Below are 26,736 nucleotides of genomic sequence, written 5' to 3' on the forward strand. Positions count from 1 at the left end.
CCGTTCGGTCATGAGAGCACCGCCACGGACAGGAAGGAGGCGAGCAGGACCGGCCCGAAGGCGACCTCGTCATGGCGAGACCACGCCCCCGCCCCGACGAGCGCCGCGACTCCCGCCAGTCCGCCCGCGAGGAAGGCCGCTCCCACGAACGCGACCACGGCGGTGCCCGCCGATGCAGCCAGCGCCGCCCACGACAGCGCCGCCCACGACAGCGCTGATCCCCCAGCACCACCGTCACCCCCTCCGGCGCATACCCCCACCAACGCCACCACGAGCAGCGTGGCGAGCTTCACATCCCCCATCCCCAGCCCGCCACCCGACGCGAGCACGAGCAACGCACCTCCGACGGCGACCCCCAGCACCACCGCCGCGCCAAGAGCCTCCGGCGACCCGCGGGCCAGTGCATCCCACACCAACCCCACGGCCGCGAATGCGAACCCCGGCAGCACGAGCGCATTCGGGAGGCGGTGCTCGCGCACGTCCGTCCGCACCAGCCGCGCAGCGACCGCCGCCGCATACGCCGCCCCGACGAGACCGGGTGAGACGCCGCCCCTCGCCACCACCAGCAGGATGACGAGGGCGGCGCCCACGACCAGGTCGGTCACTGATGCGGCTGTGAGCCGCCCTTCCGGCGAGTTCTTCCCCATGCCTCCACGCTAGGAAGCGGGAACCGGCCTCCGGCGGAACTCACACGATGTACCGGAATACCGCCCGACTCACAGGCCCGCGACTACAGAGCCCCGCGCCCACAAAGACCCGCGACAACACGAACCCGCGCAACAGGCGAGCAACCCCTACGCCAACTCGTTCCCCTCCAGCATCTCCGTCACGAGCGCAGCGATCGCCGACCGCTCCGACCGCGTCAGGGTCACGTGCGCGAACAGCGGGTGCCCCTTCAGCGTCTCGATCACCGATGCGACGCCGTCGTGGCGGCCGACCCGCAGGTTGTCGCGCTGCGCGACATCGTGGGTGAGCACCACCCGGGAGTTCTGACCGATGCGGCTGAGCACCGTCAGCAGCACGTTGCGCTCCAGCGACTGCGCCTCGTCGACGATCACGAACGCGTCGTGCAGCGATCGGCCGCGGATGTGGGTCAGTGGCAGCACCTCGAGGATGCCGCGGTCCTGCACCTCGTCGAGCACATTCTGCGACACCAGCGCGCCGAGCGTGTCGAACACCGCCTGGCCCCACGGGTTCATCTTCTCGCCCTGGTCGCCGGGCAGGTAGCCGAGCTCCTGGCCGCCGACCGCGTACAGCGGGCGGAAGACCATGATCTTCTTGTGCTGCTGCCGCTCCAGCACCGCCTCCAGGCCGGCGCAGAGGGCGAGCGCCGACTTGCCGGTTCCGGCTCGCCCGCCGAGCGAGAGGATGCCGATCTCGGGGTCGAGCAGGAGGTCGATCGCGAGCCGCTGCTCCGCCGAGCGGCCGTGCAGGCCGAACACGTCGCGGTCGCCGCGCACCAGCTTCACCTCGCCGCGCCCCAGCACCCGGCCGAGCGCCGAGCCGCGATCCGAGTGGATGACGAGCCCGGTGTTGACGGGGAGGTCGGCGACGAGGGAGGTCGTCATCCGCTCCTCCTCGTACAGCTCGGCCATCTTGTCGCTGCCGAGGTCGATCTCGGCGAGCCCGGTCCACCCGGACTCCACCGCCTGCTCGTGCCGGTACTCCTCGGCGGAGAGGCCGATGGAGGCCGCCTTCACGCGCAGGGGCAGGTCTTTGGAGACGACGGTGACGTCGAGCCCGTCGTTGGAGAGGTTCAGCGCGACCGCGAGGATGCGGGAGTCGTTGTCGTTGAGCTGCATGCCGCTCGGGAGGACCGACATGTTGGAGTGGTTGAGCTCCACACGCAGCGACCCGCCGTCACCGACGGGGATCGGGAAGTCGAGCCGTTCGTGCTGGACGCGCAGGTCGTCCAGGTTGCGCAGCGCCTGCCGGGCGAAGTACCCGATCTCGGGGTCGTTGCGCTTGCCCTCCAGTTCGCTCACGACCACGACCGGGATGACGACGGCGTGTTCGGCGAATCGGAAGATCGCCTTCGGGTCGGACAGCAGGACCGACGTGTCGAGCACATACGTCCGCTCGCTCTGCCTGGTCCCGTCGGGTGCCGACTCGAACTGCCGGGTTGCTGATTCAGCCACGACCACTCCCACCCCACCGCTCCCGCAGGAGCCGGCGGTTTCAGTTGGCGAGCCGGCCGCTTCCGTCCCGAGGCGAACTTATGTGGCCGTCTCGATCGGGCGCCATGCCCGATGCCCTGAAACTACGCCGCACCGCCGACACGGAAGGATGCGCAGGCCGCGTGTCGTGTTTCCATCAGGTGAACATCCGCCCCCAGTTCTGGGAATGGCACCGTTGTGGGAATGGCACCGTTGTGGGAGTGGCGCCTCACACCGCCGACGCGAACGACGTGAACGCCGCCCGCAGCATGTCCAGCGTCTCCTCGGTGGTTCCGGCGTGCGCGCTGATGCGCACGCTCGTCGAGCGGACGGTCGCCGTCACCCCGTGGTTGTAGAGGGAGGCGCTGAGCGCGGCCAGCTGCTCCGGGAGCGGCTCGAGCACCACCATGCCGGCCCGTTCGGACGGGGACCGCGACGACGAGACCGGCAGGGCGAAGTCGTCGGCGAGCTCCAGCACCCGCTCCACCTTCTCGGCGACCGCGTCGCTCACCGCGGCGACGCCGACGGCCGCGATCTCCTCCAGTGCTGCGGCGAACCGGGCCTGGGCGATGCCGTCGGGGTTGGAGACCGTGAAGGCCTTGGCGCTCCGTGCCGGCTCGATGACCTCGTCCCAGGTCTGGCCGCCGGCCGCCGTGCCCACCCAGCCGCTGAAGACCGGCGTGAGGTGCTCGAGGGCGCGCTCGCTCAGCGCGAGGAAGCCGGTCCCCCAGCCCGCACGCGTCCACTTCTGTCCGCCCGAAGCCACCACGTCGGCGACCTCGTAGGGCGCGTCGACGACGCCGAAGCCCTGGATCGCGTCCACGATGAGCAGCCGGTCGCCGATCACCTGGCGGATGCCGTCGATGTCCGCGAGGTAGCCGGTGCGCGAGTCGACCAGGCTGACCATGACGGCCGTGGTGGAGGGGGTGAGCTGGTCGCGGATGACGGCGGGCGTCACGCGCGCGTGATCCGTCTGCAGCCACCGCGGTGTGACCACGTGCATCGCCTGAGCCGCCCGCACGGCCGCGTAAGTGACGCTCGGGAACTCCGCCTGCGAGAGCAGCACCTCTCCGCCCGTCAGCCCGAAGGCGGCGTGCATGAGCCCGCTGGTCGCGTTGGGCTGGAACACGATGCTGTCGGACGCGAAGCCTGTGAGCGCCGAGACGGCGTCGCGGACGCGGTCGTCCTCCACCCGGAACCGGTCGGCGGCGCCGAAGCGGGCCCGGCCGAGGATCTCGTGCTGAGCCGTCGCCTCGGCGCGCACGGCCGCGGAGAGGGGGCCGACCCTGCCGTAGTCCAGGTAGCCGGGGTCCTCGCCGAAGCCGCTCGCGAACTCCTCGATCGTCGTCACGCCTATCCCCCGAACCGCCGGTGGCGGCGGGAGTAGTCGCGCACCGCACGCAGGAAGTCGACCTCGCGCAGGTCCGGTCCGAGCGCCTCCACGAAGTAGAACTCGCTGTGGGCGCTCTGCCAGAGCATGAAGTCGCTGAGCCGCTGCTCCCCCGACGTGCGGATGACGAGGTCGGGGTCGGGCTGCCCTCCGGTGTAGAGGTGCTCGCCGATGAGGTCGGGGGTGAGGAGGTCGGCGAGCGTCTCGAGGCTGCCGCCGTCGGCGTGGTGCGCGGCGACGATGCTGCGCATGGCGTCCGTGATCTCCTTGCGTCCGCCGTAGCCCACCGCGAGGTTGATGTGGAGGCCGGTGTTGCCGGAGGTGCGCTCCTCCGCCGCGCTCAGCGCCGACACCAGCGGCTCCGGGAGGCCGGCGGTCGAGCCCACGTGCTTGACCCGCCAGTCGCGGTAGCGGGAGAGGTCGTCGGCGAGCTCGGCGATGATCTCGATGAGGTCGGAGAGCTCGGTGCTCTCACGGTTGGTGAGGTTGTCGGACGACAGCAGGTACAGCGTCACGACCTCGATCCCGAGGTCGTCGCACCACTCGAGGAACTCGCGCATCTTCTGCGCGCCCGCCCGGTGGCCGTGTGCGACCGTCGTCAGCCCGGCCTGGCGCGCCCAGCGGCGGTTGCCGTCGATGATCATGGCGACGTGCCGCGGCATGGCCTCCGGGCCGAGCCCCGAGAGTTCGCGGCGCAGACGTTTCTGGTACAGCCCGTACAGCAGTCCGCTGCCGGGGGCGGAGCTGCGTCTGGTCACGCTGCTACGTTAGCGCTCCGGGGCGGGATCGACTCACAGGATCCGACCACGCGCCTCCCGTATTCTTGGGCCATGTCGCCCCGTCACCGCCCCGCCGCCGAGAGTGCCGCCGCGGACGTCGCCGACCAGCTCGACCGACCCGCCGCGGAGCTCTCCCCCGCTGATGCCGCCGTCAAGGCGGACGAGGCGGTCGCCGACCGCGAAGGCCCCGACCTCCCCAACATCCCGCTGCTCGACGCGTCCCCGGCGAGCACCGCCGAGCTCAAGCCGAAGTGGCGTGGCTGGATCCACGCCGGCACGTTCCCGGTGACCATCGCCGCCGGCATCGTGCTGATCTGCCTGGCGGAGGGCGCGGCGGCCAAGTGGGCGTCCGCCGTGTTCATGCTCACGTCGATGCTGCTGTTCGGCAACTCGGCGCTCTACCACCGCTTCAACTGGAAGCCGAAGACGAAGGTCGTGCTCAAGCGCATCGACCACGCCAACATCTTCCTGCTCATCGCCGGCACGTACACGCCGCTCGCGGTACTGGCCCTGCCGCCGGACAAGGGCATCCTGCTGCTGTCGCTGGTGTGGGCGGGCGCCCTGCTCGGCATCGGCTTCCGGGTGTTCTGGATCTCGGCGCCGCGGTGGCTGTACGTGCCGATCTACGTGGCGCTCGGCTGGGCCGCGATGATGTACGTCGTCGACCTGGTGAACGCCAACGTCGCGATGATGGTCCTCGTGCTGGTCGGCGGCATCCTCTACACGATCGGCGCCGTCATCTACGGCCTCAAGCGGCCGAATCCGTTCCCCGGCGTGTTCGGGTTCCACGAGATCTTCCACACCCTGACGGTGCTGGCGTTCCTCTGCCACTGGACCGCGACCCTCCTGATCGCGCTCCACCCCGCCTACAACGGCTAGCGGCTAGCCCTGACACGTTGTCCTTTCCAGCGGTCCCTATTGCTTGGATTGCGGAACTGCCGCGAATACCGCCGGGTAGTCGTCTAGCCAGGTCCAGCGACCGACCGGCCAGGTGATCACGAGCGCGCGGCCCACGATCGCTGATTGTGGAACGAAGCCGCCACCGCGTCCACCCATGTGGTAGCGCGAATCGGCGGAATCGTTGCGGTTGTCGCCCATCACCCAGTAAGACCTCGCTGGGACCGTCTCGTCGAACGGAATAGCGGATGCCGGCTCGTGTGGCGAGAACAGGTACGGGGACTCGTTGATCGCTTGGCCATTGACGGTCATCTGCCCGAGAGCGTTGCAGCAAGCCACCTTGTCCCCTGGAAGTCCGATGATCCGCTTGATGAGGTGATCGTCTTCCTTCGCCGACGGGATGCCCACGAACGACAGGGCCGCCTCGAGCGGAGTGAGGGACTGAGTGGATGCGGCGCTGCCCAACAACCAGCCGCCGGGATCTTTGAACACCACAACGTCTCCCCGGGTCAGGGGCAAGAGGCTCGGCTGCAGCTCATTGACGATCACTCGGTCGTTGATCATCAAAGTCTTCTCCATCGACGCGGATGGAATGTAGAAGGACCTGGCCACGAACGTCTTGATCAAGAACGAACAAAGGACGGCGACGACGACGATCACGGCCACGTCTCGCAGCACTCTCTTCCAGCCCCGGGTGCGACTTTGTGCGGCCGATCCTCCTACGCGAGTCATCCAAAACCTTTCCATCTTGGGGTAGACGCGGCGGTCTGATACGTTACCGCTATCTCGGTTAGATGAAATATATCAAGACGACCGAGGATGTCGGAAGGAAAGTAATGAATAGGTTCGTTGTGACAACTGCTGCTGTGGCTGCTTCTGTACTGTCCGCGGTTGGTATGGGGTTGCCCGCCAACGCGACAACTTCGCGTGGTGCCTCCTGCTCCTCGTCGCAAGAAGTCTGTCGCGTCACACTTCCTGCCACTCAGAGCCTCGTGGCGTTCAACACGGGTTTCGCTGGGCAGGGTGCGCGAGCCGCCTCGTACACCATCAACAAAGACGTCTACGGGGCCGCATTGTGCAGCGGCTCGATGGGATACAGCGCCGGCAAGTCGTGCAACATCGGCAGCTACCGGGGCAACGTCACCTTCACCTTCTACAAGGGTGCCGGAACTTCCGGAAACATCAGCATCGCCGGCTGAGCATTACCAAGGGGGTGCCATGGTGCGGGCGCACCGCCGCACCCCTCCGTTCGGCCGCGGTGTAGCGCCTATAGCTGCCGACAGCGCTCAGCGGTCGGTGTCGGGGCGGTCGTCGTCCTCGGCCGCCTGCTCGGCGTCGAGCTTCTCGTTGATCTCGGCGCGGTAGCGCACGCGGCGGATGCGGCGCACCATGTCGAGCGCGAGCAGCACGGCCGCGAGCGCGACCAGGAACGTGACCACGAAGCCGGCGACGCCCGGCGTGACCAGGTCGTCGTCCGGGGCGCCCGATGGCGTCGGGGTGGGTGTCGCAGCCAGCCAGATGGAGGCGCGGAGGAGGCTGTCGGCGATCACGCGGCGTCTCCCGCGGTCGACGCCGCGGCGTCGGCGTCGGTCTCGATCCCCGCGAAGAGGTCGGTCTCGGGCATTGCACTCTCCACTTTCGAGTCGATGAGCTGGAACTCCTCCGTCGGCCACGCGGTGCGCAGCACGTCGTTGGGCCAGAAGAAGAAGCTGTTGTCGGGCGCCACCTGGCTGGCGTGCGCGCGCAGGGCCGCGTCGCGGCGCTCCAGGAAGTCGCCGACCGGCACACGGGTCGTGACGGGCGACGGCTGGTCGTCCATCCACGACCGCATCTCGCGCATGCGCTCCAGCAACGGAGACGCCGGGTCGGCCGCGAGCAGCGCGTCGTGGACCGCGCGGATGCGCTCGGCGTTGAAGATGCGGTCGTAGTAGAGCTTCGACACCGTCCACGGCGCGCCCAGCTCGGGGAAGCGGGAGGGGTCGGCGGCGGCGCGGTACGCCTCCACGCCGATCACATGGGCGCGGATGTGGTCGGGGTGCGGATAGCCGCCGTTCTCGTCGTACGTGATCATCACGTGCGGACGGAACGCGCGCACGAGGCGGACGAGCGGCGCCAGCTCGGTCTCGACCGGCAGCGCGGCGAAAGAGCCGAAGGGGTGCGTGCCGTCCTCGCGCGCCATCCCCGAGTCGACGTAGCCGAGCCAGCGGTGCTGGACTCCGAGCACCGTCCGAGCCGCGGCCATCTCGCGGCGGCGGAGACCCGCCATGTCGCGGGCGGCCATCGCGCGCGAGCGGGCGTCGAGCGCCTCGTTCAAGATGTCGCCGCGCTCGCCGCCGGTGCAGCTCACGATCATCACCTCATCGCCGCGGGCGGCGTACGCGGCGTAGGTGCCGGCTCCCTTGCTGGACTCGTCGTCGGGATGGGCGTGGACCGCCATGAGCCGGCGGGGCGGGCGTGCGGGATTCACAGCTTCGTCTCCTAGTCTTGTCCCAGCCTACCGTCGCGCCCGCGGCGGCCCTGAACGTCGACCGAGAGGCGGATGCGAGCAGCATGGCGGTGCCACTATGGCGGTGACGCAGAGCATCGAGCGCCGCTACGGCCGCACCCCGGAGCGGCGCCGGCGCGACCGCTGGCTGCTCGGCGGGGGCCTCCTCGCCGTTCTCGTGGTCGTCGGCGCGTGGGTCATCTGGGTCGGGGGGGCCAACAGCCAGGCGAACCTCGAGGCGACGGACACCGCCTTCACCATCCGCGACGCCCACCACGTCGACATCTCGTTCACCATCAACGCCCCGGTCGGCCAGCCCGTGACCTGCGCGCTCCAGGCGCTCAATGAAGACTTCGCGATCGTCGGCTGGCGCGTCATCGAGTACCCGGGCTCGGATACGCGCGTGACGAAGTACACCGAGACGATCCGCACCGTGCAGCAGAGCAACACGGGTTTGATTAACACCTGCTGGCTGACCTAGCATTCTCTGGATACGCCCCGGCCACGAGGTCGGGGCGTCGACTTTACCCAGAGTCGATCACACCCAGGGGGTTCCTCCCCCGGACGATCTGCCCACGCGGCCGTGGCCGTGGGAGCGAAGGAGTTCATCATGTCCGAGTCTCAGGTCACGTTTCTGACCCAGGATGCGTACGACCGCCTGGCGGCCGAACTGGAGGAGCTCAGCGTCAACGGCCGGAACGAGATCGCGAAGCGCATCGAGGCGGCCCGTGAGGAGGGCGACCTCAAGGAGAACGGCGGCTACCACGCGGCCAAGGAGGAGCAGGGCAAGATCGAGGCCCGCATCGTCCAGCTCACCAACCTGCTGCGCAGCGCGACCGTCGGCGAGGCTCCGGAGAGCCACGGCGTCGTCGAGCCCGGCACCGTCATCACCGCGACCATCGCGGGCGACGAGAGCGTCTTCCTGATCGGCAACCGCGAGATCGCGGCCGGCACCGACCTCCCCGTCTACAGCGAGCAGAGCCCGCTCGGACTCGCCATCATGGGTCTGAAGGTCGGCGACAAGACCGAGTACACCGCTCCGAACGGCCGCCAGATCGCCGTCGAGGTCACCAAGGTCGACACCTACGCCGGCCGGTAACAGCCCCGGCAACAGGCGAGTACGCGCGAATTCGACTCGAAGCCGCCGGGTACGCAGACAGTCTGCGTACTCGGCGGTTTGTCATTCGTCGTCGACGACCGGGTCGTAGCCCGCGGTGCGGAGCGCCGCGATCACCTGCTGCCGATGCTCGGTGCCGCGCGTCTCCACGCTGACGTCGAGCTCGACCTGGCTGAGCTGGAGGCCGCGTCCGTGCCGCGTGTGCAGCACCTCCACGACGTTCGCGTTGACCCCGGCGAGGAGCTCGGCGATGCGGGCCAGCTGGCCCGGACGGTCGGGCAGCATGATGGTCAGCTTGAGGTAGCGGTCGGAGGCGGCGAGGCCGTTCCCGATGACGCGCTGCATGAGCAGCGGGTCGATGTTGCCGCCGGAGAGGATGGCGATCGTCGTGCCGTCCGCCGGCACGTGACCGGCGAGGATGGCCGCGACCGCCGCGGCGCCCGCCGGCTCGACGACGAGCTTGGCGCGCTCCATCAGCACGAGCATGGCGCGGGCGATATCGTCCTCGGTGACGGTGACGACCTCGTCGACCGCGTCCCGGATGATCGCGAAGTTCAGCGCGCCCGGCCGGCTCACCGCGATGCCGTCGGCGATGGTCGGTACGGGCGCGATGTCGGTGGGCTCCCCGGCGGCCAGTGATGCGGGGTAGGCGGCCGCATTCGCCGCCTGGACCCCGATCACGCGGATGCTGCGCCCCTCCCGGTGCGCCCGCTGCTTGACGGCGGAGGCCACGCCGGAGATCAGCCCACCGCCGCCGATCGGCACGACGATCGTGGCGACGTCGGGCGCCTCGTCGAGCAGCTCGAGGCCGAGCGTGCCCTGACCGGCGACGACGTCGGGGTGGTCGAACGGCGGGATGAGCACGGCGCCCGTCTGCTCGGCGAACTCGGCGGCGGCGCGGAGCGTCTCGTCGACGATGCTGCCGCTCAGCACCACGTCGGCGCCGTACGCCCGCGTGGCCTGGAACTTGGGGATGGCGACGCCGACCGGCATGAAGATGGTGGCGTGGATGCCCAGCTCGCGGGCGGCGAAGGCCACGCCCTGCGCATGGTTGCCGGCCGAGGCCGCGACGACGCCGCGCTCGCGCTCCTCCGCGGTCAGCTTGGACAGCCGGTGGTAGGCGCCGCGGATCTTATACGAGCCGGTGCGCTGCAGGTTCTCGCACTTGAGGAGGACGGGAGCCCCGAGCACCTCGGCGAGGAACCGCGAGCTCTCCAGGGGCGTTTGCCGCGCGACCCTGCCCACGATCGCGCGCGCCGCCTCGATCTCGTCGAGGCTCGGCCCGGCGAACGGAGTACGCGTGGGATCGGTCACGGTTGCCACGCGCTCAGCCTACCGGCCGCCGTATTCCGGCGGGTGTATGCGCTTCGCGGCGGCCATCCCGCCCCTCCGGTCAGGACGGCGTGCGCCGCACGGCCTGCGGCACCGTCTGCCAGATGGGCCGGAACGGCGGAGCGTTGTCGCCGCTCCCCTTGTTCCGCCAGACCCCGCTGGAGATGTAGTGGACCATCACGTTGAGCACCGCCACGAACGGCACGGCGAACAGGGCGCCGGGGATGCCCGCGAGCAGGGAGCCGGCGGCGACCGAGAGGACGACGGCGAGCGGGTGCACCTTGACCGCCGTGCCCATGATGAGCGGCTGGAGGACATGGCCCTCCAGCTGCTGCACCAGCAGCACGCCGGCCAGCATGATCAGCGCGAACACCCAGCCCTTGAAGATGAGGGCGATGACCACCGCGAGAGCACCGGTCACGACCGCGCCGACGACGGGGATGAACGACCCGAGGAAGACCAGCACCGAGATCGGGATGACCAGCGGCAGGCCGAGGAAGAACGCCACGATGCCGATGCCGACCGCGTCGATGAACGCGACGAGGATCTGCACCTTCACGAAGTTCTTCAGCGTCTTCCACCCGGCCTGGCCGGCGCCGTCGACGGCCGGCCGCGCGCGCTTCGGGAACACCCGCACGACCCAGCCCCAGATGCCCTTGCCGTCGATCAGGATGAACAGCACGCTGAACAGCGTCAGCAGGGCGCCGGTGAGCACGTGGCCCAGCGTGGAGCTGACCGAGAGCGCACCGGAGAGGAAGACCTGGCTGTCCTCCTGGAGCGAGCGTCCGATGGAGGACAGCGCCTGACTGATCTGCGCCTCGCTCAACCCGAGCGGGCCGGTGGTGAGCCAGGCCCGGAAGCCGTCGTAGGCCTGGACCGCCTGGGTCTGGAGGTCGCCGCTCTGCCGCGTCACCGACCAGATGGCGAGATAGAACAGCCCGCCGACGACCACGATCATCGACAGCAGGGGCACCACCACGCCGAGCCACTTCGGCCAGTGGTGCCGCAGCAGGAAGTCCTTGAACGGCACCAGCAGGGCGGCGAGCAGCACCGCGATCAGCACCGGGATGACGATGAGCCGGAGCTGCACGATCAGGAACAGCAGGACGGCGATGGCCGCGCCGATCACGAGCAGCCGCCACGACCAGGCGGCGCCGAGCCGCACGCCGCGCGGCAGCGACGCGTCGACCGGCTCGGTGTGCGCGGGGGCTCCGGTGTCGGTCGTCGTGTCGCCCCGGCGACGCAGGAACCACGCCCGCGCCGGCGCGCGGTTGGCGCCAGGAACGGCGGCCGCGCCCGCCGGCGAGCCGGCGACCGGCGCCTGCTCGTTCGCTGCGGGGGTCGGGACGGAGGTCTCGCTGTCGGCCATGACCGTCAGTGTAGGCTCCCCGGCGCCGGCCATCCGGTCGACTCCCGGCGGCTGGCCGCGCCTTCACAGCGGGCGTACAGTCGGCCGGTTCAGGGCGAGGGCTCGAACACCAGCGGCGGCCGCTCGACGGAGGTCCGGAACCACTGCCAGGTGCCTCCCGCCGACGTCTGCTGGATGGAGGCGTAGGTCGTGTGCGCGGCCGGCACGTTCTGCAGGCCGACCACGACCGCGACGTTGCCGTTCACGGTCTTCGTCCCGTTGCCGGTGACCGTTCCCGCCCCGGCGTACCCGTTCACCGAGAGCGTGACCGGCCCTTGGGTCGCAATGAGGAACTCCACGAGGTAGCTCTGGGTGGTCGTGATCCCGTAGGCGGCCGGCTCGAAGTGCACGGAGACGCCCGGGCCGCCGGACGGCACCTGCCGGAACGCGAAGGAGGCGTACGGCGTGCCGGTCGTGTCGGTCTGCAGGATGTCCGAAGCGATGACGGTGAGGTTGGTCCTCCCCTTGCCGACCGTGTGCGTGGGGCTGATGGTGTCGATGGGGATGAGCCACCACGGGAAGTGCACGACCTCGTCGATGCGCAGGCGGGTGGCGAATTCGTGGGGCGAGAGCGTCCGGTCGAACGTCTCGAACTGGATGGCGTCGGTGATCTCGGCGTCAGCGCTGGGCGTGTAGGTGGTGGAGGCCTGGTCCGACATGCGCGCAGGGTACTGCTGCGTGCTCGCGTCGCACCAGACCGCGCGCCTTCGGCTCAGACGGCCGGTGCGACCGTCACCGGCGTGGGCGCGAGCGCGACGCCGACGCGCTCCCCCGGCGCCGGGTGCTCGCGCGTGCCGTGCTGCACGGCGAGCTCGGTGCCGTCCTCCAGCCGCACCCGGGTGCGGCGCACGGCGCCGAGGAAGCTCGTCGTCAGCACGGTCGCCGGCACGCCCTCGGCCGCGAGCAGCACGTCCTCCGGGCGCACGTACGCGGTGACCGGGCCGTCGGCCGACGGCGCTGCGAGCGGCACCGGTGCGCCGAGGAGGCTGAGAACGCCTCCCGCGACCATGCCCGGCACGCGGTTCGTGAGGCCGACGAACTCCGCCACGAAGGCGGTCGCGGGCCGGTGGTACAGCTCCTCCGGCGACCCGATCTGTTCGATCGCGCCCGCCCGCATGACGGCGACCCGGTCGGCGACGGCGAGCGCCTCCTCCTGGTCGTGGGTCACGAAGAAGGTCGTGATGCCGAGCTCGGTCTGGATGCGGCGGATCTCGTCGCGCAGCTGCACCCGGACCTTGGCGTCGAGCGCCGAGAGCGGCTCGTCGAGGAGGAGGACGCGCGGCTCTGTGACCAGTGCGCGGGCGAGCGCGACGCGCTGCTGCTGGCCGCCGGAGAGCTGATGGGCGTAGCGGGCGCCGTGACCGCCGAGTCCGACGAGCTCCAGTGCCTCGGCGGCGCGGCGGCGGCGCTCCGCGGCGGGGACCTTGCGCATGCGGAGGCCGAACTCCACGTTCTGCGCCGAGTCGAGGTGCGGGAACAGCGAGTACGACTGGAAGACCATCCCGAGGTCGCGGCGGCTCGCCGGCTCACCGGTCACGTCGCGGCCGTCGACGAGGATGCTGCCGCCGTCGACGCGCTCCAGCCCGGCGAGGGCGCGCAGCGCGGTGGTCTTGCCGCAGCCGCTCGGGCCGAGCAGGGCGATGAACTCGCCGGGGCCGGCGGCGAGGTCGAGTCCGGTCAGGCCGACGCCGCCGCCGAAGTCGCGGACGAGTCCGCGCAGCTCGACGGTGCTGCCGCGGCGCGCAGCGAGCTCCGCGGGGAGGGAGGGGGCGGTAACAGACACTTTCAGCCTTTCGCGGTGCGCCGCCGGACCGACACGACGCGGTCGACGATGACGAGGAGGACGAACGCGAACACCAGCGCGAGGAGCGCGAAGATGACCGCGACGAAGGGGTCGGACTGGGAGACCAGCAGCAGCGAGGTCTGCAGGTTGACCCGGCTGAGCAGCGACGCGATGGTGAACTCGCCGAGCACCACGGCCACCGACAGCGCGGAGGCGGCGAGGATGCCGCGGCGCAGGCCCGGCACGATCACGCGCCAGAACGCCGTCCACCACCCGGAGCCGAGCGAGCGCGCCGCCTCGGTGAGCGTCACGAGGTCGGTGGCTGCGACGCTGCCCTGGATGGCGCGATACGCGTACGGCAGCACGGTGATGCCGTACGCGAAGGCGAGCGTCCAGGCGCCGGAGCCGAAGATGTCGGTCACGACCGCGTAGGTGGGAGCGAGGCCGACCACCATCACGATCGCCGGGATCATGATCGGGAGCAGGCACACGCCCTCCAGCAGCCGGCGCAGCTTCGGGAACCGCAGCTCCACCAGCACCATCGTCGGCAGCAGCACCAGCAGCACGATCGCGACCGTGACCGCGGCGAGCACGAGCGAGTTGCCGAGGCCCTGGTAGACCCGGTCGTACCGATGGGTGGCCCCGCTGAACACGGCGACCCAGCGGTCGACGTTGTAGACACCCGGTTTCGCGGTGCGCAGGGTGAACTCGACCATAGAGACCAGGGGGACGAGGAAGAAGACGCCGAGCACGGTCCAGATGACCGCCTTCGTCGCCGGTCCGGGGGCGAGCCGGAGCGGACGCGCGCGGCCGCTCATCGCTGCCACCGCGCCGTGCGACGGACGAGCGCCGAGTAGGCGAGCATCACGACGATCATGACGACGAGCATGCCGAGCGCCATCGCGCCGGCGAGGTTCGCTCGTCCGAGCACGGTCTCGCTGATCAGTGCCTGGCGGATCTGCAGCGACACGATGTTGTTCGCCTGCCCGACGAGCGCGGCGGCCGTCGCGTACGACGAGAACGCGTTGGCGAACAGCAGCAGGAGGCTGCCGAGGAACGACGGCAGGAGGATCGGGCCGCCGACACGGGTCCAGTAGGTCCAGCGACCGCCGCCCAGGGTGGCCGTCGCCTCCAGCCACTGCGGGCGGAGCCCCTCCAGCGCCGGCAGGAACGTGATCACCATGAGCGGGATCTGGAAGTAGAGGTACGGGAGGATCAGCCCGGGCACCGTGTAGAGCCAGACGCCGTTCTCGTAGATGTTCACATGGAACTGGTTGCGCAGCAGCACGGTGACGAGCCCCTGGGCGCCGATGGTCGCGATGAAGGCGAAGGCGAGCATGACGCCGCCGAACTGGGCGAGCACACTGCTGGCGGAGTCGACGAGCGAGCGGCCGACGCCTCCCGAGCGGCTCCCGAGGAGGGCGAAGCACAGGGCGGCGCCCGCGACGGCGCCGACGATCGCGGTGACCGCGGAGAGCCAGAAGGCGCCGAAGAACGACCCGGCGATGGCGGGCTCGGCGAGGCCGCTGAGGTTCGAGAGGGTGAAGCGGCCCTCCCCGTCCACGAATCCGCTGCCGACCGCGACGAGCGTCGGCACGGCGAGGAAGACGATGACATAAAGGGCGAACGGCGTGAGGCCGAGCGCGGCGGCGACTCCGCCGCGGCCGCGGCCCCTGGCGGGGGTGCGCTGCGCGCGCGACGGGCGCGGCCGCCGGCTCCCCTGCTGGGGGGAGCCGACGGCGGCGCTGTCGACCGCCGGCGCTGCCGCGTCGGCGATGGTGCCGGTCATCAGCCGACCGCGTTGGCCCAGGTGGAGTTGAGCAGCTCGCCGGCCTTGGTGGCCTGCTCGTCGGTCATCACGGCGACGTCGTCGAGCTTGCCGGGGAACTCGTCCTTGTTCAGGGTCCCCGCCTTCTCCATGGCGTCGACGCGCGCCGGGTAGGCGCCGCCCTTCAGCCACGCGTTCTGGGCGGCGTCGCTGTAGAGGTACTCCTCCCAGAGGCGCGCGGCCGCGGGGTGCGGGGCGTCCTTGTTGATGGCCTGGTTGTAGTAGCCGACGTACGCGGTGCCCGGGAGCACGGTGTACTTCCAGTCGATGCCGCCGCCCTTGATGGTGTCGGAGGTGGCGTAGCCCTTCTGGTTGAACGACCAGTCGAGCAGGACCGGGGTCTCGCCGGAGGCGATGGTGTTCGGCTTGCCGTCGGCGGCGTTCCAGTTGCCGGCCTTCTTGAGCTCGGAGAACCACTCGACGCCCTTGCTGAGGTCGTCCAGGGTGCCACCGTTCTGGAGGGTGGCGTAGGCGACCGCGCCGGCCGCGGCGGCCGCCTGCGTCGGGTTGCCGTTGAGCGCGACCGCGCCCTTGAACTCCGGCTTCAGCAGGTCGTCGAAGGTCTTCGGCGGGTTCTTGATCTTGTTGGCGTCGTAGCCGACCGCCATGACGCCGTAGTAGCCGACCTTCCAGAGGCCGTCCTTCTCCTTCTGGGCGTCGGGGATGTCGTCGAAGCCGGCCGGCTTGTACGGCGCGAAGTACTCGGTGTTCGCGACCGCGACCGAGGAGCCGATGTCGAAGGTGTCGGGAGCGGTGTCCTGGCCCTTGAGCTTCTTGGCGGCGTCGATCTCCTCCTGGCTGGAGGCGCTGTCCTGGCTCCGGTTGATGGTGATGCCGTACTTCTCGGTGAAGCCGTCGAAGATCTCCTGGTAGTTGGCCCAGTCGCCCGGCGTCGCGATGATGTTGAGGCTGCCCTCGGCCTTCGCGGCCTTCACCAGGGCGTCCATGCCGCCGGCCGACGCGGCGTCGGTGGCGGTGGCGATCTTCTTCGAGTCGGCCGAGTCGGCGCTGGCGCCGGCGCTGCAGCCGGCGAGCGAGAGGGCGACGACGGTCGCCGCAGCGGCGAAGCCGACAGCGCGTGCGCGCTTGGTGATCACGGAATGTCCTCCAGATACGGGTTGCGGACCGGGCGTTCCCGATCCGTCGTCACCGTAGGGAGAGCGGGAGACGCGTGGGCCAGCGGGTGGTGGCCGGTTGGTGAACTCGCGGTGACCGGACCGCGCACGGGGTGTCGGCGGGGGCGGATAGGGTCTACTCGTGGTCGATCAGGTGTCCCCCGCATCCGTCTCTCGCGAGCTCGTCTCCCCCGCTCTGGCGCGCCGCATCGCGCTCGCGGCGCAGGGTTTCGGGAGGCCTCGGCCGGCCGCCATCGGTACCCGCCAGCTCAACGGCGTGATCGACCGGCTCGGCCTGCTGCAGATCGACTCGGTGAACGTGTTCGAGCGCAGCCACTACCTCCCCGTCTTCGCGCGGCTCGGCGGCTACGACCGTGCGTTGCTCGACCGGCTCACGTTCGACGCCCGCGGCCCGCACACCGAGTACTGGGCGCACGAGGCGGCGTTCGTGCGCAAGGAGGACTGGCCTCTCTTCGCCTGGCGGATGGAGGACTACCGCGCCCGGTACGGCGCCGCCGACGGCTGGTTCGCGCAGAACCGCGAGACGGTGGAGTGGCTGCGCCGCGAGCTGGCGGCGAACGGTCCGCTGGTGGCGGGCGAGATCGAGCACGACGCCAACACCCGCACCGGGCCGTGGTGGGGCTGGTCGGGCGTCAAGCGCGCGCTGGAGTCGCTGTTCCTCTTCGGCGAGGTCGCGATCGCCGGGCGCACCCGCTTCCAGCGCCGCTACGGGCTCGTGGAGGATGTGCTCCCCGCATCCGCGCTCGACCGGACCGTCGACCGCGAGGACGCGGTGCGCGAGCTGATCCGCCGCTCCGCGGTCGCGCACGGCATCGGCACCGCGAAGGACTTCGCCGACTACTACCGCATCAAGGGCGCGCCGGCGGCGGCCGCCATCCGCGACCTCGAGGAGGCGGGCGACCTCCTGCCCGTGCGGGTCCCGGGCTGGGAGTCGAACGGCAAGCCGACCCCCGCGTGGGTGCACCGCGACGCCCGCAAGCCGCGGCGCATCGAGGCGGCGGCGCTGCTGTCGCCGTTCGACCCGGTGGTCTGGTTCCGCGACCGCGCGCTGCGGATGTTCGGATTCCACTACCGCATCGAGATCTACACGCCGGCGCCGCAGCGCGTGTACGGCTACTACTCGCTGCCGATCCTCCTCGACGACGCGCTCGTCGGGCGGATCGACCTCAAGAGCGACCGGCAGGCGGGCGTGCTGCGGGTGCAGTCGGCCTGGACCGAGCCGGGCGCGCCCCCCGCGACCCTCGACCGCCTGGTGCCGCTGCTGCACGAGACGGCGGCCTGGCAGGGGCTCGCGTCCGTCACGGTCAGCGACACGGCGCGCGGCGATCTGGCCCCGGCCCTCGCCCGCGCGCTCGGCACGACAGCGGCCGCCGCCGGGGAGTAGGGTGCGGGTCATGACGTCACCGCTGGAGTATCTGAATGCCGACGGGGCCGATGAGGCCGACTACGAGCAGCCGATGCGCGAGCTCTACGCGTATCCCGACGGCGATCACTGGCTCGACGGGATCGTCACCGGGGTGAAGCCGGGCGCCGCGATCGAGGGCGGCGCGCTCGTGCAGTTCGACGAGCGGCTGTGGGTGCGCGCCTCGCTCGTGCGCGAGTCGGACCATTACATCGCGGTGCTCCTCGGTCGCGACGGCGACGTGTACGCGGAAGTCATCACCAGCTTCATCGACGGGCAGCCCGCCGACCCGATCCGCGACATCTCGGTCACTGACGGGGAGTCGAACATCGGCACCGAATGGCGACCGATCGACGAGCCGCGCACCGGCACGCGCGTACGGTACCGCTACACCGGCTCCGCCGACCTGCCGCAGCCGTAGCCGACCCTCGAGTACGCGGACTCTCTGCGTACTCGAAGGTTTCGGATCGAATTCGCGCGTACTCGACGGTTAGAAGCCGGCGCCCATCTTCTCCAGGCGCTCGACGCGCTCGGGGATCGGCGGGTGCGTGCTGAACAGCCGCGCTGTCAGGCTCGGCTTGAGCGGCTCGGCGATCCAGAGGTGCGCCATCGAGGAGTTCTGCTTGCGCATCGGACGGCCGTAGGCCTCCAGCTTGAGCAGCGCGCTCGCCAGCGCGTCGGGGTGACGGGTCGTCATCGCGCCGGTCGCGTCGGCGAGGTACTCGCGCTGACGGGACACGGCCAGCTGCACGAGCGTCGCGACGAGCGGCGCCACGATCGCGGCGATCAGCCCGAAGACGAGCACGACCGGGTTGCCGCCTCCGCCGTTGTTGTTGTTGCGGTTGTTGCCGCCGAAGAACGCCATCCGCAGCATGATGTCGGCGATGAAACCGACCGCGACGGTGAGGCCGAAGACGATCATGGACAGCCGGATGTCGTAGTTGCGCACATGCCCGAGCTCGTGCGCCATGACCCCCTCCAGCTCGGCGTCGGTCATGATGTCGAGCAGGCCGGTGGTCGCGGCGACGGAGGCGTGCTGCGGATCCCGGCCGGTGGCGAACGCGTTCGGAGCGGGGTCGTCGACGATGTAGACGGCGGGCATCGGCGCGCCCGTGGTGATCGAGAGGTTCTCGACGATGTTCCACAGCCGCGGGTTGTCCGCCTTCTGGATCGGGATCGCCCCCGACATGCTCAGCGCCTGGCTGCTCGCCATGAAGTACTGGAACACGGCGTAGAGCACGGCGCCGATGAGCACCACGACGAGGATCGTGTAGCTCTGGTAGAACCACGACGCCAGCCATCCCAGCGCACCGATGAGGACCAGGAACAGCAGGATGATGAAGACGGTGTTGCGCTTGTTCCTGGCGATCGCCCTGTACATCTAGGCCCTAGAACTGGACGCGCGGGGGCTCGGCGATCGCGGCGAGGTTGTCGACCTCGAAGAAGTCGCGCTCGGTGAAGCCCAGGCGGCGGGCGAACAGGTTGTTCGGGAACACGCGGATCTTGGTGTTGAACTCCCGCACGCCGCCGTTGTAGAACCGGCGCGACGCCTGGATCTTGTCCTCGGTGTCGACCAGGTCGGCCTGGAGGCGCAGGAAGTTCTGGCTAGCCTGCAGCTGCGGATACGCCTCCGCCACGGCGAAGATGCTCTTCAGCGCCGTCTGCATGTGCCCCTCGGCGACGGACGCCTCCGCCGGGCCCTGGGCCGACAGCGTCTCGGCGCGCGCCTGCGTCACCGACTCGAAGACGCCCTTCTCGTGCGCCGCGTAGCCCTTGACCGTCTCGATCAGGTTCGGGATGAGGTCGGCGCGCCGCTTGAGCTGCACCGTGATGTCGCTCCACGCCTCGTCGACGCGCACCTTGAGGGTGACGAGCGAGTTGTAGGTGGCCCAGAGATAGATTCCGATGATCGCGACGAGCACGACGACGATGATGACCGGAATGAGCCATTCCATGTTCGGATACTCCTTGCGTGGGGCGCGGTGAAGGACGGTGCGCAGACCACATCCTATCGGCGGCCGGAGAGCCTCCCACCGCGTTCCCACCACACTCGAAGCATCCCCATGGCCGGCGCATGGACGGGGGCGCCCGGACGCCGGACGCGGCGAGGCGCGGTACGGCGCGAAGGTGCACAATGTCCCCGTGAGCGAGATCGCCGAGCGTCGCCCGCGGGGCCGCCCGCGCAAGGAGCGGGGCGCGTCCTCGGCACGCGCGGCGATCCTGCGCGCCGCCGCCGACGAGTTCGCCGACCGCGGCTACGAGGCGGCGTCGCTGCGCGCGATCGCCCGGCGGGCGGGCGTCGACTCCGCACTCGTGCACCACTACTTCGACGGCAAGGCCGACGTGTTCGCGGCAGCGTTGGAGGCGCCGCTGCGGCCCGACCGGATGCTCGAGGTGGTGCTCGCGGCGCCGCGGGACGAGATCGGCGAGCGCCTGGTGCGCTACCTGCTGGAGCAGCTCGGCGACCCGAAGGCGGCCGGCCGGATGGTCGTGATCCTCCGCACGGTTCTCGGCAGCGGCCCCGGCACCCGGATGGTGCGCGAGTTCCTGACCCGCGAGGTCTTCTCCCGGCTGGCGGCCCTCAACGACGGGCCGGACGCCGCGCTGCGCGCGAACCTCGCCGCCTCCCAGCTCGTCGGGCTCATGATGACGCGGTTCGCCCTGCGGCTGGAGCCCATCGCGAGCGCCTCCCCGGACGAGCTGGCGAAACGGATCGGGCCGGTCCTGCAGTGGCACCTGTTCGGCTACCCGGAGGCGCTGCCCGACTGAGGCGCCGACGATCCGCTCTTGTGCCGGGCGCGAGACGGGGCGAATAATTCATCACATGGTGAATTCACCGGATCCGGCCGTGTCGATCGCCGGCCTGCGCGTGCGCCGGGGCCGCACGACGGTGCTCGACGGGCTCACGCTCGACATCCCCCGCGGCCAGGTCGTCGGCCTCCTCGGCCCGAGCGGCTGCGGCAAGACCACCCTCATGCGCGCCATCGTCGGCGTGCAGCGCATCGCCGGAGGGACGGTGGAGGTGCTCGGCCAGCCTGCGGGCTCCTCCCCGCTGCGCCACCGCGTCGGCTACGTGACCCAGGCGGCGAGCGTCTACGACGACCTCACCGTCACCCAGAACCTCGCCTACTTCCGGCGCGTGCTCGGCGCGGGCAAGGAAGACGTCGAGCGCGCGATCGCGGCGACCGACCTCGGCGCGAACGCCGGCCAGCTCGTGTCGACGCTCTCGGGCGGTCAGCGCAGCCGCGTCTCCCTCGCCGCCGCCCTGCTCGGCTCCCCCGACCTGCTGGTGCTCGACGAGCCGACCGTCGGCCTCGACCCCCTGCTGCGCGCCGACCTGTGGGGGCTGTTCCACCGCCTCGCGGATTCGGGGACGAGCCTCCTGATCTCCAGTCACGTGATGGACGAGGCCACCCGCTGCGACCGCCTGCTGCTGATGCGGGAGGGGCGCATCCTCGCCGACCAGACCCCGGAGGAGCTGCTGGCCGAGACCGGCGCCGCCGACGCCGAGGACGCGTTCCTCGCGCTGCTGCGGCGGCGGCACCCTCGGCACGCGCTGGAGGATGCGGAGGCGGAGCGCGCCGACGGCGCGGACACGGACCACACCGAGGAGGCCGGCCGATGAACGCGACCCGCACCCTCGCCACCACCGCGCGCGTGCTGAGCCAGATCCGGCACGACCCGCGGACGATCGGACTGCTCGTGGTCGTGCCGAGCCTCCTGATCGGGCTGGTCGCCTGGATCTTCACCGACACGCCGGTTTTCGACACCATCGGCCCGGCGATGCTGGCGCTGTTCCCCTTCGTCGTGATGTTCCTCGTCACGAGCATCACCACGCTGCGCGAGCGGCGCACCGGGACGCTGGAGCGCCTCCTCTCGATGCCGCTCGGGAAGGGCGACTTCATCCTCGGTTACACCCTGGCCTTCGCCCTGCTCGCGGTCGTGCAGTCGGCGGTCGCGGTCGCGATGGCCGTGTGGGTGTGCGGGCTGGAGATCGAGGGGAGCACCTGGCTGCTGTTCGCGGTCGCGGTCGCCGACGCCATCCTCGGCACGACCCTCGGGCTGTTCGCGAGCGCGTTCGCCCGCACCGAGTTCCAGGTCGTCCAGTTCATGCCGCTGCTGGTCTTCCCGCAGATCCTGCTCGGCGGCATCTTCCTGCCCCGCGACCAGCTACCGGACGTGCTGGAGGCGATCAGCGACTGGCTCCCCCTCTCCCACGCGATCGACGCCCTCAACGCGGTCGCGACGAACTCGGAGGACGCGGCCTACGTCGGCGGCCAACTCCTCATCATCGGCGCGTTCGCACTCGGCGCGGTGGTGGTGGGGTCGCTGACGCTGCAGCGGCGGACGGCGTAGGAACGATCACTCGCCCAGCACCTGCCGCAGGTACGCGTTCGCGAACCGCCGCTCCGGGTCGAGCCGGTCGCGGACGGCGAGGAAGTCGCCGAACCGCGGGTACGCCTCGCGGAACCAGTCGGCGTCGCGGGTGTGCAGCTTGCCCCAGTGGGGGCGGCCGTCGTGGTCGAGCATGATCTCCTCGACCGCGGCGAAGTACTCGCGGTGGTCCTCGCGGTAGTAGCGGTGGACGGCGATGTAGCCGGTCTCGCGGCCGTACGCCGTCGAGAGCCAGTTGCCGTCGGCGGCGGCCGAGCGCACCTCCACCGGGAAGGAGATGCGCCAGCCGCGGCGCTCGATCAGCGCCTTCACCTCGACGAGCGCCGCGGGCACGGCGGCGCGCGGGAGGGCGTACTCCTGCTCGCGGAAGCGGACCCCGCGGTTGGTGACGTAGACGCGCGGCGACAGGTCGGTGAAGTCGCGGTTGCCGGTCATCCGCTGCGCGAGCCTGCTGAACGGCGGGATGACGCCGGGCGCGACCGTGCCGAGCGCGCAGGCGCCGCGGTAGACGCCGTTGGCGAGCAGCTCGTCGTCGATCCAGCGCCCCCAGCGGGTGAGCGGCGCGCGCGGCGCGGTGACGGGGAGGCGGGTGTTGGTCTTGGTGAGCGCGGTCTCGGTGTGCGGGAACCAGTAGAACTCGAAGTGGTCCTCCCGGGCCGAGCGCTCGAGGTAGCCGTCGAGAGCGTCCTGCAGGGGCTCCGGGCGCTCGACGGCCTGCAGCAGGTACGCGGGCACGCACTGCACGGTCACGTCGACGATGATGCCGAGCGCGCCGAGGCCGAGGCGGGCGGCGGGCAGCAGTTCGGCGTTCTCGGTCTCGTCGATGCGGAGCAGGGAGCCGTCGGCGGTGACCAGGGTGAGCGCGGTGAGCTGCGTCGCGAGGCCGCCGAAGCCTCCGCCGGTGCCGTGCGTGCCGGTGGAAGTGGCGCCGGCGATGGTCTGCCGGTCGATGTCGCCCATGTTCTCCAAGGCGAGTCCGTACGGTTCGAGGAGGGCCGGGAGCCGGTGGAGGCGCGTCCCCGCCCCGAGCGTGACCCGGCCGCGCTCGACGTCGACCGCGAGCACGCCGCTCAGCGCGTCGAGGTCGAGCAGCACCCCCGGGGCCGCGGCGATGCCGGTGAAGCTGTGGCCCGCTCCGACCGCCTTCACCGGCAGCCCCTGGCTCGCTGCGGCGGCGACGGCGCGCTGCACGGCCTCGGGGCCGGAGGGGCGTTCGACCCGTCGCGGACGCACCGCCTCCGTGCGTCCCCAGTTGCGCCACACGCCGGCCCGGCCTCCACCCGCCCGCACCGCGACGGCCGTGCCGGTCACAGGAACACCTGCCCCTCACCGCGGTAGGTGAGCGACTCGCCCACGACGGCCGCGCGGCCGTCGACGGCGTCGACCAGCTGGAAGCCGGTCAGGTGTTCGCTCAGCTCGCCCGACTTGGTGTGCCGCAGCCACACCCGGTCGCCGACATGCAGGACGCCGGCGGCGGCGCCGGTGAGCGGGGTCTGCACCTCCCCCGCCATCTCGCGCGCGACCATGGAGAGCCCGGTCGGCCACACCACGCGCGGCAGCCGGTCGGGTCCTGGCGGGCCGGAGGCGATCCAGCCGCCGCCGAGCAGGGTCGCGGTGCGCTCGTCCGGCCGGCGCACCACGCTGAGCGCGAAGGAGGCCGCCGGAGCGGGCCGGAACGCCCGGTAGGTGTCGAACAGGTGGCCGCCGAAGAGCCCGGAGCCCGCGGCGAGCTCGGTGACCGCGGCGTCGCCGGAGGTGAACTCGAGCGAGCCCGTCCCTCCGCCGTTCACGAACTCCAGGTCGGCCACCGCGCGCACCGCGGCGACGGCCTCCCCGCGTCGCGCGATCAGCTCGGCACCGGACGCCCGCTGGACGCGGCGCAAGGTCGCGGCCCACGCCGGCCGGCCGGGAGGCGCGTCGCCCTGGCCCGCGATCTGGGCCTCGTACGACATCAGGCCGACGAGCCGGAAGCCGGGGCGCCGCACCACGGCCTCCGCCAGCTCCCGCAGCGCCTCCGGCGTGTGCAGCGGCGACCGGTAGACGCCGACGCGGCCGAGCACGGGCGCGTCCCAGGAGGCGTCGAGCTCCAGGCAGAGCCGGATCGTCTCGCGCTCCGCGGGAGGGACGACCGCGTCGATCAGGTCGAGGTGCTCCAGGGAGTCGACCATCAGCGTCACCCGCGCGGCGAGCTCCGGCGATGCGGCCAGGCGCGCGATCGCCGCCCGGTCGGCCGTCGGGTAGCCCACCACCACGTCGTCGATCGGCGTGTGCCGTTCGTCGCCAGCGGCCAGCCAGAGCGCCTCCGGCAGCGTGTAGGCGAGCACGCCCGCGTACCCCGGCAGCGCGAGCACGGCCTCCAGCACCGACCGCACCCGCACCGACTTGGAGGCGACGCGGATCGGCCGGCCGCCGGCGCGCCGCAGCATGTCGTGCGCGTTGTGCCGCAGGGCGGGCAGGTGCAGCACCCCGAGCGGAGGGTCGAGCTGCGCGGTCGCGGCCGTCAGCGACGTCCAGAACGCCTCGGGCGACGTCCAGGTGCGCTCGGCCGGGGCGGGCCGCTCGTGCAGGTCGATGGTGGCGAGGTCGGTCACTAGCGCACCGCTTTCACTCGGGCGACCGCGAGAGCACCCGCGAACGCGAACAGTCCGGAGAGGACGAAGAGTCCCGTGAAGCCGCCCAGCGCCGCCACGATGCCGGCGCCGAACAGCGGCGCCATCGCCTGCGGCACGGCCATGGCGATGTTCATGATGCCGAGATCCTTGCCGCGGTTCTCGGGGTCGGGCAGCACCTGCGTCGCGAGCGCCTGGTCGACCGACAGGAAGCAGCCGTAGCCGAGACCGAGCAGGCCGGCCGCGATCAGCGCCGCGGGGAGCGCCGGCACGAAGGCGAGCAGCAGCGCCGCGACCCCCTGCAGGGCGGAGGAGAGGAAGACGAAGGCCTTGCGCCTCCCGAGCCGGTCCGACAGCCGCCCGAGCACCAGGGACGCCACGATCACGAACACCATGTAGACGAGGATCAGGATGAGGAGGTCGTCGTCGGCATTCGGATCCTTCAGCCCGAATTCGAGGAAGTACAGCAGGAGGGACGTGCCGAACGCGTTGCCGAAGTTGACGAGCACGCGGCTGAGCAGCGTCCAGCCGAAGTCCGGGTGGCGGCGCGGGCTGATCCACAGCCCCTCCACGACGCCGCGCGCCGTCATGCGCTCGCGCAGCTCGCGCGGCAGCACCGCGTCGGGGAGGAAGAGGAAGGGGAGCACCAGCACGAGCAGCAGCACCGCCATCGCCGCGTAGCCGAGCAGCGCCCCGACGAACACGTATGTGACCAGCGCGACGCCCAGGATGATGCCCACCGCCTGCGGCGCGCTGATCCAGCCGGAGACGAAGCCGCGCTGATCGACCGGCACCTGGTCGCTGATCGTCGCGGTGAGGGCGGCCGTCAGCACGCAGAAGCCGATCAGCGCGAGCGACCAGAGGACGCCGATGCCGACGATGCCGGTCTGCATGCCGAGCAGGAGGAGCGATCCGGCGAACAGCAGCGCGCCTCCCGCGATCCACGGCCGGCGCCTCCCGAACCGGCTCGTCGTGCGGTCGGACAGCGCACCGGTGAGCGGATATGCGACGATCGCGCACACGCCCGAGATGCCGGAGACGACACCGAACGCGACGACGTTGTCGACCCAGGAGGTGGTGCCGAGCGTGTGCTGCACCTGATCGGGCAGCAGCTTCTGGATCGGCGCGAGCTGCGCCATCCACACCCCGAGCCAGGCGGTGGCGAAGGCGGCGATCCAGCGCCCGGGGACCCGGCGGACCGGTTCGGCGAAGACGGCGGGCGTCGCGGTGGTCTCGGTCATCGGGAGGCTCCCGTCGTCGTGTTCGCCGCCGCCGCATGCTCGGTCGCCGGCCGGGCCAGGGCCGCGAGCGCCTCCACCGCGAAGTCGATGGTCGCCGCGGCCGCCTCGTCGTCGCGGGTGACCAGCCAGGCGATGGTGAGGCCGTCGGTGAGGGCGACGAGCGTGCGCGCCACCTGCGGCAGCGGCCGCGTCCACGTACTGCCCGTCAGCCGCGCGGTCTCGGCGGCGGTCTGCTCGGCGAGCTCGAAGTAGCGGTCGTACTGGCGGCGGGCGAGCGCCTCCATCCCCGGCTCGCGCAGCGCCCACTGGGTGAGCTCGAACATCGCCTTCTCGCGCCCGGGATCGGCGCGGACGCCGTCGAGGTAGTGCTGCAGGCCGGCCCGGATCGCGGCGCGGAGGTCGCCGGGTGGAGACGCGAAAGCCGGGGCGAGATCCGAGCGCTCCTGCGCGACCACCGTGCCGATGAGCTCGCCCATCAGCTCGTCGCGCGAGGAGAAGACGTAGTGGAAGCTCGCCAGCGACATGCCGGCCTCGCCGACGATGCGGCGCGTGGTCGCGGCGGCGACGCCGTCGCGGGCGACGACGCGCAGGGCGGCGTCGATCAGGGCGGTGCGACGATCGGCGACGGGGATGCGCGTCATCGGTTCTCCTCGGGTACCCGGTGCTCCATTGCTCGGGACCGTGCGACGGGTGCACGGAAGTGGGACGAGCGTCCCAGTTGACAGTATGCCGTAAATCGGCGTCACCGGTTTGACAGCGACCGCGCGCCTCCCGGGAC

29 protein-coding genes are annotated in these 26,736 nt (G+C 71.0%); 9 read left to right on the forward strand and 20 right to left on the reverse strand.

Features of this window, described 5'->3' with window-relative positions:
* Positions 1 to 8: 8 nt before the first annotated feature.
* The 4 genes from P5G50_RS15240 to P5G50_RS15255 form a co-directional block, all read right to left on the reverse strand.
* Positions 9 to 647 (reverse strand): prepilin peptidase, encoded by a 639-nt coding sequence (locus tag P5G50_RS15240; RefSeq protein ID WP_301212391.1) that lies wholly within the window; start codon positions 645 to 647, stop codon positions 9 to 11.
* Between the two features lie 147 nt (positions 648 to 794).
* Positions 795 to 2,144: an RNA 5'-3' helicase PhoH2 gene (phoH2, locus tag P5G50_RS15245; protein WP_435870927.1), complete on the reverse strand. Its 1,350-nt coding sequence runs from the start codon at positions 2,142 to 2,144 to the stop codon at positions 795 to 797.
* A gap of 241 nt (positions 2,145 to 2,385) precedes the next feature.
* Positions 2,386 to 3,507 carry an aminotransferase class V-fold PLP-dependent enzyme gene (locus P5G50_RS15250; protein WP_301212389.1) on the reverse strand — a complete coding sequence of 374 codons (1,122 nt, stop codon included), beginning with the start codon at positions 3,505 to 3,507 and terminating at the stop codon, positions 2,386 to 2,388.
* Positions 3,508 to 3,509: 2 nt separating this feature from the next.
* Positions 3,510 to 4,304 carry an isoprenyl transferase gene (locus P5G50_RS15255; RefSeq protein WP_301212388.1) on the reverse strand — a complete coding sequence of 265 codons (795 nt, stop codon included), beginning with the start codon at positions 4,302 to 4,304 and terminating at the stop codon, positions 3,510 to 3,512.
* A 72-nt stretch (positions 4,305 to 4,376) separates the two neighbouring features.
* Between P5G50_RS15255 and trhA the strand changes: the two genes are divergently transcribed.
* Positions 4,377 to 5,204, forward strand: a complete 828-nt coding sequence (gene trhA / locus P5G50_RS15260; protein WP_301212387.1) for a PAQR family membrane homeostasis protein TrhA — start codon at positions 4,377 to 4,379, stop codon at positions 5,202 to 5,204.
* A gap of 36 nt (positions 5,205 to 5,240) precedes the next feature.
* Here trhA and lepB read toward each other — a convergent pair whose 3' ends face one another.
* The gene (lepB, locus tag P5G50_RS15265; RefSeq protein WP_435870905.1) at positions 5,241 to 5,954 is read right to left on the reverse strand and encodes a signal peptidase I; all 714 of its coding nucleotides are present in this window, start codon (positions 5,952 to 5,954) and stop codon (positions 5,241 to 5,243) included.
* 260 nt (positions 5,955 to 6,214) lie between these two features.
* Here lepB and P5G50_RS15270 point away from each other — a divergent pair, with 260 nt between their 5' ends.
* Positions 6,215 to 6,421 carry a hypothetical protein gene (locus tag P5G50_RS15270; RefSeq protein WP_301230625.1) on the forward strand — a complete coding sequence of 69 codons (207 nt, stop codon included), beginning with the start codon at positions 6,215 to 6,217 and terminating at the stop codon, positions 6,419 to 6,421.
* 87 nt (positions 6,422 to 6,508) lie between these two features.
* On the opposite strand, the gene P5G50_RS15275 is transcribed toward P5G50_RS15270, so the two are convergent.
* On the reverse strand, positions 6,509 to 6,772 hold the full coding sequence (locus tag P5G50_RS15275; protein ID WP_301212384.1) for a hypothetical protein: 264 nt from the start codon (positions 6,770 to 6,772) through the stop codon (positions 6,509 to 6,511).
* Positions 6,769 to 7,659 carry a mycothiol conjugate amidase Mca gene (gene mca / locus P5G50_RS15280; protein WP_301212516.1) on the reverse strand — a complete coding sequence of 297 codons (891 nt, stop codon included), beginning with the start codon at positions 7,657 to 7,659 and terminating at the stop codon, positions 6,769 to 6,771. Before mca ends, P5G50_RS15275 begins: the two co-directional genes overlap by 4 nt.
* A gap of 133 nt (positions 7,660 to 7,792) precedes the next feature.
* Here mca and P5G50_RS15285 point away from each other — a divergent pair, with 133 nt between their 5' ends.
* On the forward strand, positions 7,793 to 8,188 hold the full coding sequence (locus tag P5G50_RS15285) for a DUF4307 domain-containing protein (RefSeq protein ID WP_301212383.1): 396 nt from the start codon (positions 7,793 to 7,795) through the stop codon (positions 8,186 to 8,188).
* Between the two features lie 129 nt (positions 8,189 to 8,317).
* The gene (gene greA / locus P5G50_RS15290) at positions 8,318 to 8,806 is read left to right on the forward strand and encodes a transcription elongation factor GreA (protein WP_301212382.1); all 489 of its coding nucleotides are present in this window, start codon (positions 8,318 to 8,320) and stop codon (positions 8,804 to 8,806) included.
* 81 nt (positions 8,807 to 8,887) lie between these two features.
* Here the strand turns inward: greA and ilvA are convergent, their stop codons facing one another.
* The 7 genes from ilvA to P5G50_RS15325 form a co-directional block, all read right to left on the reverse strand.
* Complete coding sequence (gene ilvA, locus P5G50_RS15295; RefSeq protein WP_301212381.1) at positions 8,888 to 10,147, reverse strand: threonine ammonia-lyase; 1,260 nt, start codon at positions 10,145 to 10,147, stop codon at positions 8,888 to 8,890.
* A gap of 70 nt (positions 10,148 to 10,217) precedes the next feature.
* Positions 10,218 to 11,525, reverse strand: coding sequence for an AI-2E family transporter (locus tag P5G50_RS15300; protein ID WP_301212380.1), 1,308 nt, complete (start codon positions 11,523 to 11,525; stop codon positions 10,218 to 10,220).
* 89 nt (positions 11,526 to 11,614) lie between these two features.
* Entirely contained in the window at positions 11,615 to 12,223 is a 609-nt protein-coding gene (locus tag P5G50_RS15305; protein ID WP_301212379.1) for a hypothetical protein, read from the reverse strand.
* Positions 12,224 to 12,276: 53 nt separating this feature from the next.
* Complete coding sequence (locus P5G50_RS15310; protein WP_301212378.1) at positions 12,277 to 13,347, reverse strand: ABC transporter ATP-binding protein; 1,071 nt, start codon at positions 13,345 to 13,347, stop codon at positions 12,277 to 12,279.
* A gap of 2 nt (positions 13,348 to 13,349) precedes the next feature.
* Positions 13,350 to 14,165 (reverse strand): ABC transporter permease, encoded by an 816-nt coding sequence (locus tag P5G50_RS15315; RefSeq protein WP_301212515.1) that lies wholly within the window; start codon positions 14,163 to 14,165, stop codon positions 13,350 to 13,352.
* The gene (locus tag P5G50_RS15320; RefSeq protein WP_301212514.1) at positions 14,162 to 15,157 is read right to left on the reverse strand and encodes an ABC transporter permease; all 996 of its coding nucleotides are present in this window, start codon (positions 15,155 to 15,157) and stop codon (positions 14,162 to 14,164) included. Before P5G50_RS15320 ends, P5G50_RS15315 begins: the two co-directional genes overlap by 4 nt.
* Positions 15,136 to 16,272 carry an ABC transporter substrate-binding protein gene (locus tag P5G50_RS15325; RefSeq protein ID WP_301212377.1) on the reverse strand — a complete coding sequence of 379 codons (1,137 nt, stop codon included), beginning with the start codon at positions 16,270 to 16,272 and terminating at the stop codon, positions 15,136 to 15,138. The genes P5G50_RS15320 and P5G50_RS15325 overlap by 22 nt, the downstream gene beginning before the upstream one ends.
* 160 nt (positions 16,273 to 16,432) lie before the next feature.
* Here P5G50_RS15325 and P5G50_RS15330 point away from each other — a divergent pair, with 160 nt between their 5' ends.
* Together P5G50_RS15330 and P5G50_RS15335 are read left to right on the forward strand one after the other, a co-directional pair.
* A complete protein-coding gene (locus P5G50_RS15330) occupies positions 16,433 to 17,695 on the forward strand; it encodes a winged helix-turn-helix domain-containing protein (RefSeq protein ID WP_301212376.1) in 1,263 nt (420 codons plus the stop codon).
* A gap of 10 nt (positions 17,696 to 17,705) precedes the next feature.
* Positions 17,706 to 18,134 (forward strand): hypothetical protein, encoded by a 429-nt coding sequence (locus P5G50_RS15335; RefSeq protein ID WP_301212375.1) that lies wholly within the window; start codon positions 17,706 to 17,708, stop codon positions 18,132 to 18,134.
* A 69-nt stretch (positions 18,135 to 18,203) separates the two neighbouring features.
* Here the strand turns inward: P5G50_RS15335 and P5G50_RS15340 are convergent, their stop codons facing one another.
* Together P5G50_RS15340 and P5G50_RS15345 are read right to left on the reverse strand one after the other, a co-directional pair.
* Positions 18,204 to 19,094: a M48 family metalloprotease gene (locus tag P5G50_RS15340; RefSeq protein ID WP_301212373.1), complete on the reverse strand. Its 891-nt coding sequence runs from the start codon at positions 19,092 to 19,094 to the stop codon at positions 18,204 to 18,206.
* A 7-nt stretch (positions 19,095 to 19,101) separates the two neighbouring features.
* Complete coding sequence (locus P5G50_RS15345; protein WP_301212372.1) at positions 19,102 to 19,668, reverse strand: LemA family protein; 567 nt, start codon at positions 19,666 to 19,668, stop codon at positions 19,102 to 19,104.
* A gap of 187 nt (positions 19,669 to 19,855) precedes the next feature.
* On the opposite strand from P5G50_RS15345, the gene P5G50_RS15350 reads away from it, so the two are divergent.
* The 3 genes from P5G50_RS15350 to P5G50_RS15360 are packed head-to-tail and all read left to right on the forward strand — an operon-like array spanning position 19,856 to position 22,069.
* The gene (locus P5G50_RS15350; protein ID WP_301212371.1) at positions 19,856 to 20,482 is read left to right on the forward strand and encodes a TetR/AcrR family transcriptional regulator; all 627 of its coding nucleotides are present in this window, start codon (positions 19,856 to 19,858) and stop codon (positions 20,480 to 20,482) included.
* Between the two features lie 55 nt (positions 20,483 to 20,537).
* The gene (locus tag P5G50_RS15355; protein WP_301212370.1) at positions 20,538 to 21,338 is read left to right on the forward strand and encodes an ABC transporter ATP-binding protein; all 801 of its coding nucleotides are present in this window, start codon (positions 20,538 to 20,540) and stop codon (positions 21,336 to 21,338) included.
* Positions 21,335 to 22,069, forward strand: a complete 735-nt coding sequence (locus P5G50_RS15360) for an ABC transporter permease (protein WP_301212369.1) — start codon at positions 21,335 to 21,337, stop codon at positions 22,067 to 22,069. Before P5G50_RS15355 ends, P5G50_RS15360 begins: the two co-directional genes overlap by 4 nt.
* 6 nt (positions 22,070 to 22,075) lie before the next feature.
* Here the strand turns inward: P5G50_RS15360 and P5G50_RS15365 are convergent, their stop codons facing one another.
* The 4 genes from P5G50_RS15365 to P5G50_RS15380 are packed head-to-tail and all read right to left on the reverse strand — an operon-like array spanning position 22,076 to position 26,599.
* Positions 22,076 to 23,371: a D-arabinono-1,4-lactone oxidase gene (locus tag P5G50_RS15365; protein WP_435870928.1), complete on the reverse strand. Its 1,296-nt coding sequence runs from the start codon at positions 23,369 to 23,371 to the stop codon at positions 22,076 to 22,078.
* A gap of 44 nt (positions 23,372 to 23,415) precedes the next feature.
* Positions 23,416 to 24,699 carry an alanine racemase gene (locus tag P5G50_RS15370; RefSeq protein WP_301212367.1) on the reverse strand — a complete coding sequence of 428 codons (1,284 nt, stop codon included), beginning with the start codon at positions 24,697 to 24,699 and terminating at the stop codon, positions 23,416 to 23,418.
* Positions 24,699 to 25,958: an MFS transporter gene (locus P5G50_RS15375; RefSeq protein WP_301212366.1), complete on the reverse strand. Its 1,260-nt coding sequence runs from the start codon at positions 25,956 to 25,958 to the stop codon at positions 24,699 to 24,701. The genes P5G50_RS15370 and P5G50_RS15375 overlap by 1 nt, the downstream gene beginning before the upstream one ends.
* On the reverse strand, positions 25,955 to 26,599 hold the full coding sequence (locus tag P5G50_RS15380; RefSeq protein WP_301212364.1) for a TetR/AcrR family transcriptional regulator: 645 nt from the start codon (positions 26,597 to 26,599) through the stop codon (positions 25,955 to 25,957). The genes P5G50_RS15375 and P5G50_RS15380 overlap by 4 nt, the downstream gene beginning before the upstream one ends.
* Positions 26,600 to 26,736: the final 137 nt, after the last annotated feature.

The sequence above is a fragment of the Leifsonia williamsii genome (assembly GCF_030433685.1).
Lineage (GTDB): Bacteria > Actinomycetota > Actinomycetes > Actinomycetales > Microbacteriaceae > Leifsonia > Leifsonia williamsii.